A 6,090-nucleotide genomic window follows, 5' to 3' on the forward strand; every position below is an offset into this window, starting at 1 on the left:
TCCTGGCAGCCGGCCCGGCACACCGGTCCAGGAGATCGTCCGTGACCTGTTCGCCGAGGTGCTGGGCCTGCCCCGGCACCAGGTGCACGCCGAGTCCGACTTCTTCCGTCTCGGCGGCCACGCGCCGGCAGCGGCCCGGCTGCTGTCCAGGGTCCGCCGGGTTCTGGGCACCGACCCGGGCCGCCGGGCCCTGGACGAGGCGCCGACCCCGGCCGCGTTCGCCGCGCTGACCGGCGACGCCCCCGCCGCGGCGACCGGGCCGGGCGCCACCGCCGGCGACAGCGCGCAGTTCTCGGTGCGGCTGCGCGGCGCGCTGGACACCCGCGTCCTGGAAGCGGCCCTCAAGGACCTCGGCCGCCGCCATCCGGCGCTGCGCAACTCCCGGCTCGGCTCGGCCGGCACCCGGCTGCGCGCCCTGTCCGCCGGCGAGCACCTGCTGGAACTGGCCCTGCCCGCCGACTCGGTCGACCTGTGGTCCCAGCTGCCGCTGGCCGCCGAACTCGCCCGCGCCTACGGGGCACGGGCCACCGGGGACGACACGGACGACACCGCGCACCACCCCGCCGCCGCCCGGGACGCGGCTCCCCGCGCGGTCTTCGGCGACACGGCGCCCACCCGGCTGCCGGGCAGCACACCACACCCCGGCGACGCCTCCTACAGCACCCTTCACAGCGAGCTGGACGCGACCGTGCACGCACAGCTCACCGGCCTGGCCGCCGCGCACGGCACCACCTTGTTCATGGTGGTGCACGCCGCGCTCGCCGCCCTGCTGCACCAACTCGGCGCTCTGGGCCCCGTCACCGTGGCCGCGCCCGTCCCGGCCCGGGACAGTACCGCGCTGCGCGCGGCCGTCGGCCCCTACGCACGCGTCCTGGCCCTGACCGTGGACACCCGCGGCGAGATGGCCTTCACCGAACTGCTGCGCCAGGTCCGCGAACGGGACCTGGCCGCCTACCGGGACGGCCGGGCACCGCTGGCGGCGCTGCCCGGCGGGATCGCGCTGAGCGTGCTCCAGGAAGAGGCGGGCCCCGTCTTCGAGGCGGCCGGACTGTCCGTGCGGGCCGAGCACTGCACACCGCCCCTCCCGGCCGCCGACCTGGCGCTGACGCTGACGGAACGCCAGAGCCCCGCGGGCACCCCGGCCGGCATCACCGTCACCGCCTCCTTCTGCCACCAGAGCATCGGCGAGACGGCCGCCGCCCTCTTCACCGGCCGGCTCACCGCCGTACTGCGCTCGGCCCTCGAAACACCCGGGGCCCCGATCGGCCGGCTGCGGCTGACGGACACCCCGGACCCGGCCACCGCCGCCGACGGCGAGATGTGGACCGGCACGGACAGCAAGGTGTGGGCGGGCACGGACAGCGGGGTGTGGGCGGGCACGGACGTGCCGCTCACCGGGCCGGACGTGGCATCGCTGTTCGCGGCGCAGGTGGCACGGGCCCCTCACGCGCTCGCACTGGACGGCCTGGACTACGCCGAACTCGACGCCCGCTCCGACCTGTTGGCCCACGCCCTCATCGAGCACCATGCCGGTCCCGGCACCTGTGTGCTGACCGCCCTGTCCTCACCGGCCGGGTTCACGGTCGCCGCGATCGCCGTCGCCAAGACGGGAGCCGCGCTGCTGCCGGTCGACCCGTCGCTGGACCTCGCCGCCTCACTGCACCCCGCGGTGCTGCTGCTCGACGAGACCGCGGACCTGCTGCTGCCCGCCGTGCCCGGCGCGGCCCGCCTGGTCCGCGAGGACGCGACCGAACCGCTGCCGCCGGCCGGGCACTGGCCCCTCACCGCAGCCGACCGGACCCGGCCGCCGCGCAGCGGCGACCCGCTCCTGCTGCTGCCCGGCCAGGACGGCACCGTGGCGGTGGGCAGCGAGGCCGTCACCGCGGCGACGCTGGCCGCACCGGCCGACGCGGCCTGGCTGGTGCACGGCTACCCGGACGGGGACACGGCGATCGGCGTGCTGAGCACCCTGGCCTGCGGCACCCGCATACACGTCCCGGACGCCTCGCTCGCCCGGGACGTGCCGCACGAGGTCCTGGGCTGGCTGCGCCGGCAGGGCGCCCGGGTGGTGCTGGGCGGCGCCGACGACGTGCTGTGCGCGCTGGTCTGCCTCGCCCGCGGCGGGGACGCCGGACTGACCGTCAGCGGCGGCTGGGCCGAGGGCAGACTCGTCGTCGAGCAGCTGCCCGGCGCCCCGGCCCGGCCCGCCCCCGGCTACCGGGCCTACCTCCTGGACCCGCTGCTGCGCCCGGTGGGGCCGGGCCGGACCGGATCCCTGTACATCGCGGGCGCCGGCACCGCCCGGGGCTACACCGGGGCGCCCGGGGCGGGCGGCGAGCGGTTCCTGCCCGACCCGTTCGGCGGCCCGCACCACACCACCGCCCGCATGTGGCGCACCGGCCGCGCCGCCCGCCTGGACGCGGACGGCGGCCTGCACGTGCTGGACGGCCCGGCCCACGACGACCCGTTCGCCGACGCGTCCGCCACCTTCGTGGTGCTGGCCGACCCGGCCGGCCACCGCGCCCTGTGGCCCGCGCCCGCCGCCGTCCCCCCGGGCTGGTACGAGAGCCACCCCGAGGACCGGTACGAGCTGTGCCTCGACCACATCAACGGCCACCTCGGCGACCCGCTCTAGCCCGGCGGCCGAAACGACGGACCCGCTCCCCCGAGCCCCCTGTGCCGCGCACCCGGTCCGGACACACCGGGCCGTGGCTTCGTCCACGAGATCGGACGGCAGTTGTCCAGCACTTCGGACAGCACCCAGCCCTGCCGCCCGTTCGATTTCGTGGGCATGGTCCACGGACAGCCTGTGGGGCGGGCCGCGGCGGGAAGAGCCTCTCCAGGACGCGGGTGCCGGGTCTATCTTCGGACGATGCGGATCCTGCATCTCTCCGATACTCATCTCGACCGGTCCGGCGGCCCCGACGCCGACGGGGCTGACGGCACTGCCGCACTGCGCCGCCTGCTGGCCGAACTGGCCCACGTGCACGACCTCGACGCGGTGGTGGTCACCGGCGATGTGGCGGACGACGGTTCCCGCGAGGCGTACGTGCGGGCGCGTGGACTCCTCTGCGGATACGCCGGCCGAAGAGGTGCGGAGATCTTCTACACGACCGGCAACCACGACGACCGCACCGCGTTCGCCGATGTGCTTGGCAGCGGCCATGTCCAGCCTGAGGCGGTGTACCAGGGCACAGCGGGCGAGCGGGCGGGGGCAAGCACCGTCGCAGGGTGGCGGCTGATCACGCTGGACACACTCGTTCCCGGCAAGGGCTACGGCCGGCTGGACCGGGGCCAACTCGACTGGCTGGGCGAACTGCTCGCAACCCCGGCACCGCTGGGTACCGTCCTGGCCTTCCACCACCCGCCGATCGCCATGGACGTCGATGTCCAGCGGGCGCTGGGCCTGCAGAACAGCGCTGAGCTGGCCCAGACGATACGCGGGACCGACGTCCAACTCATCCTGTGCGGGCACTTCCACCTGCAGATTCTGGCGCGTCTGGAACAGGCGACCGTATGGGTCACGCCCGGCGTCGTCAGCCGCATCGACCTGACCGCCCGCCCAGGCACCGAGCGCGCCGTCCACGGCCCGTCGGCCTCCCTTGTCCACCTCGCAGCACCCCACGGGCCGCTCATCCACACGCTCCACGTCCGCGACCCGCGTATGGGGGAGACGATTTACGAGGCGGACGAGGAGGAAATGCGCGAGGTCATCGGGAGGCTCGGCCCCTCCTCCACCGTGAGCTCGACCTGAGACCGGGCGCTGCACCGGCCCCCGTCTGCCACTCCTGCGAGCGGCCCTCCGCCAGGCGCAGCCCGGTTGCTTGCTGCCTCCAGCACCCCGCTGTCACCATCGGCTGTTCGAATCGAAAGCCCACTGGGGTGCTGTCCGGTGTGCTGAACAACTGCTGTCCGATCTCGTGGACAAAGCCACGGCCGTGAACGCCGGGCCTGGAAGACACCGGCCGGTACCTTCCAGGCCGGAAGACACCGGGCCCGAAGAGGCCGGGCCGGGGCACGTCGTGGGCCGGCGGTCACACCCCGGAGGCGGCGGGGCCCCGCTGCGCGGCGGACTCGGCCAGGGACTCGGCCAGGATCCGCCAGATCTCCGCGGCCAGGTCGATGTTGGCGTCGGCCTGGGCCTGCTCGGCCAGGGCCCGCAGTCCCTGGACACCGCCGTCGTCGCCGGAGCGGATGCGCAGCCGGTGGCGCAGGATGTCCAGCCGTACCCGGCCCCGGTAGGTCATCCTGGACTCCACCTCGGCGAGTTCGCCGAGCAGGACGCGGGCCTCGTCGTAGCGGGCGGTGAGGAAGGCGAGGTCGGCCTTGAGCGCGGTCAGTTCCTGGCGCAGGCCCGGGGTGCCGACGAAGGCGAGCGCGGGTTCGGCGGCCGTGACGCACCGCTGGGCGGCGGCGGGGTCCGGCGGCAGCTTCTGCAGATGCAGCTGGCCGGCGGTGAGCCGCAGCCGCAGCCACAGCACGAGGTCCTCGCCGCTGGCGAACTTCTCCAGCGCCTCCTCCAGGTAGGCCTGCGCGGCGGTGTGGTCGCCCTGCCGCTGGCGCACCGCCGCGGCGGTCCACATCGCCTCCGCCCACAACGCGTCCGAGCGGCCCGCGACCAGCTCGACCAGCTCGTCGGCGTGGCCCCGCGCGTCCGGCATCCGGCCCGCCTCGGCCTCCACCGAGACCAGGGCCAGCAGCATCGTGGCACGGTCCTGCGTCTCCAGGCCGTCCTCGCGGGCGAGGTGATGGGCCGTCACCGCGGCGTCGAGGGCGGCGGTGATCTCGCCCAGCGAGCGCAGGCAGCGCGCCAGGCGGGTCAGACCGCGCACCCGCAGCGCGACCAGCCCGACCGCGTCGCCGAGCCGTACCAGCTCCTCCAGGTAGTCCCGCTCGCCGGTGTGGTCGCCCTGGACCCGCCGCTGGCGGGCCAGCTGCCACAGCGCCTGCCAGCGCAGCACCGGCGCCTCGTGCCCTTCGGCCGCCAGCGCCTCGCGCAGCGTTTCCATCGCCGCGTCCGAGCCGGTGGAGGCGACCAGCGTCAGCGCGTGGGCCAGCGAACCGCCGGCGGGCTCCTCGAAGTCCGCCGCCTGCAGAGCGAGCCGCTCGGCGAGATAGGCGACGGCCCGCTCGGTGGGCTGGCGTGCGCCGGACTCCAGCCGGGAGAGGTATCCCGTGGACATGCCGTCACCGGCCAGCGCGGTCTGGGACAGCCCGCGGGCCTGTCGCAGTTTGCGAAGACGACGGCCGAAGGCGGGCTGATGCAGCATGTGACCATTCCCTGGGACGGACGGGTGGGACCGCGGCGCGGCGGACGGGGGCGGACAGGCCGCCGGACCGGGACCACCGGAGCCGCCCCGAGCGTAGGGGGCCCGGCAAGGGCCGGGCAATGTTTTGCCAGACGCCGTGCCCTGGACCTCGTACGAACCTCACGCGGTCCTCTTGCGTTCCTCGAGCGGCTCTCCAGCGGATACGGGGAGCATCTCAAGCGCCGGTGCCGGTGCCTGCACAGCGGCCCGCCCCCCGGCCACGGGAGCCGTTCTCGTTCGCGTCCACGGGAGTCGTCACATGAAGCACCCGGTTCCTGCCCGCCGCGCCGCCCGCGCCGGCCGACCGGGACCGGTGCCCGCCACGTCGGACGACGACATCGACTGGCCCAAGAACTGCCCCCGGCCCAAGCACTGACCTTGGCCCACGGCACCGGCGGACACGGCACCCGATCAGGACACCGGGACATCCGACCGGGCAGGCGCGGCGTTCGCGGTGTTTCAGTGCCGGGCGGCCGACGCGCTCGCCCGCCGCAGGGCGCCGACCAGCGTCCGGGGCCCCTGCGGATCGTCGCAGGCACCGCCGATCACGACCAGCGGCGGGCGCACCCCAAACCCGGTGACCTGCCGTGCCAGTTCGCAGGCCAGGGCGCCGGCACCGGAATACCCGCCGAGCACCAGCCGGCCGCACGAGCGGGCCAGCCCCGCCAGGGCCCCGGCCCGGGCGGCCTCCTCGCCGACGGTGTGCCGCAGCGCGGTCAGCGCCTCCGGCCCGCGGTAGTGCCGTACCAGTTCCCCGTGCCCGGTGCGCGGCGCGCCCGGC

The 6,090-nt window shown here is 75.4% G+C and carries 3 protein-coding genes and 1 pseudogene; 2 read left to right on the forward strand and 2 right to left on the reverse strand.

What is annotated here, in order from left to right:
- A partial coding sequence (locus tag N4G66_RS44605; protein WP_261710057.1) for a condensation domain-containing protein occupies positions 1-2,635 on the forward strand: 2,635 nt, incomplete at its 5' end.
- 237 nt (positions 2,636-2,872) lie between these two features.
- Entirely contained in the window at positions 2,873-3,754 is an 882-nt protein-coding gene (locus N4G66_RS44610) for a metallophosphoesterase (RefSeq protein WP_261710058.1), read from the forward strand.
- Positions 3,755-4,034: 280 nt separating this feature from the next.
- Here N4G66_RS44610 and N4G66_RS44615 read toward each other — a convergent pair whose 3' ends face one another.
- Positions 4,035-5,270, reverse strand: coding sequence for a helix-turn-helix domain-containing protein (locus N4G66_RS44615; RefSeq protein ID WP_261710059.1), 1,236 nt, complete (start codon positions 5,268-5,270; stop codon positions 4,035-4,037).
- A gap of 498 nt (positions 5,271-5,768) precedes the next feature.
- Positions 5,769-6,090 (reverse strand): annotated as a pseudogene (locus tag N4G66_RS44620) (condensation domain-containing protein); the annotation flags it as partial.

The sequence above is a fragment of the Streptomyces rhizosphaerihabitans genome, assembly GCF_025399795.1.
Lineage (GTDB): Bacteria > Actinomycetota > Actinomycetes > Streptomycetales > Streptomycetaceae > Streptomyces > Streptomyces rhizosphaerihabitans.

Coding starts and splice junctions, on each gene's coding strand:
- N4G66_RS44610 (WP_261710058.1), top strand. CDS start 2,873: ATGCGGATCCTGCATCTCTCCGATACTCATCTCGACCGGTCCGGCGGC.
- N4G66_RS44615 (WP_261710059.1), bottom strand. CDS start 5,270: ATGCTGCATCAGCCCGCCTTCGGCCGTCGTCTTCGCAAACTGCGACAG.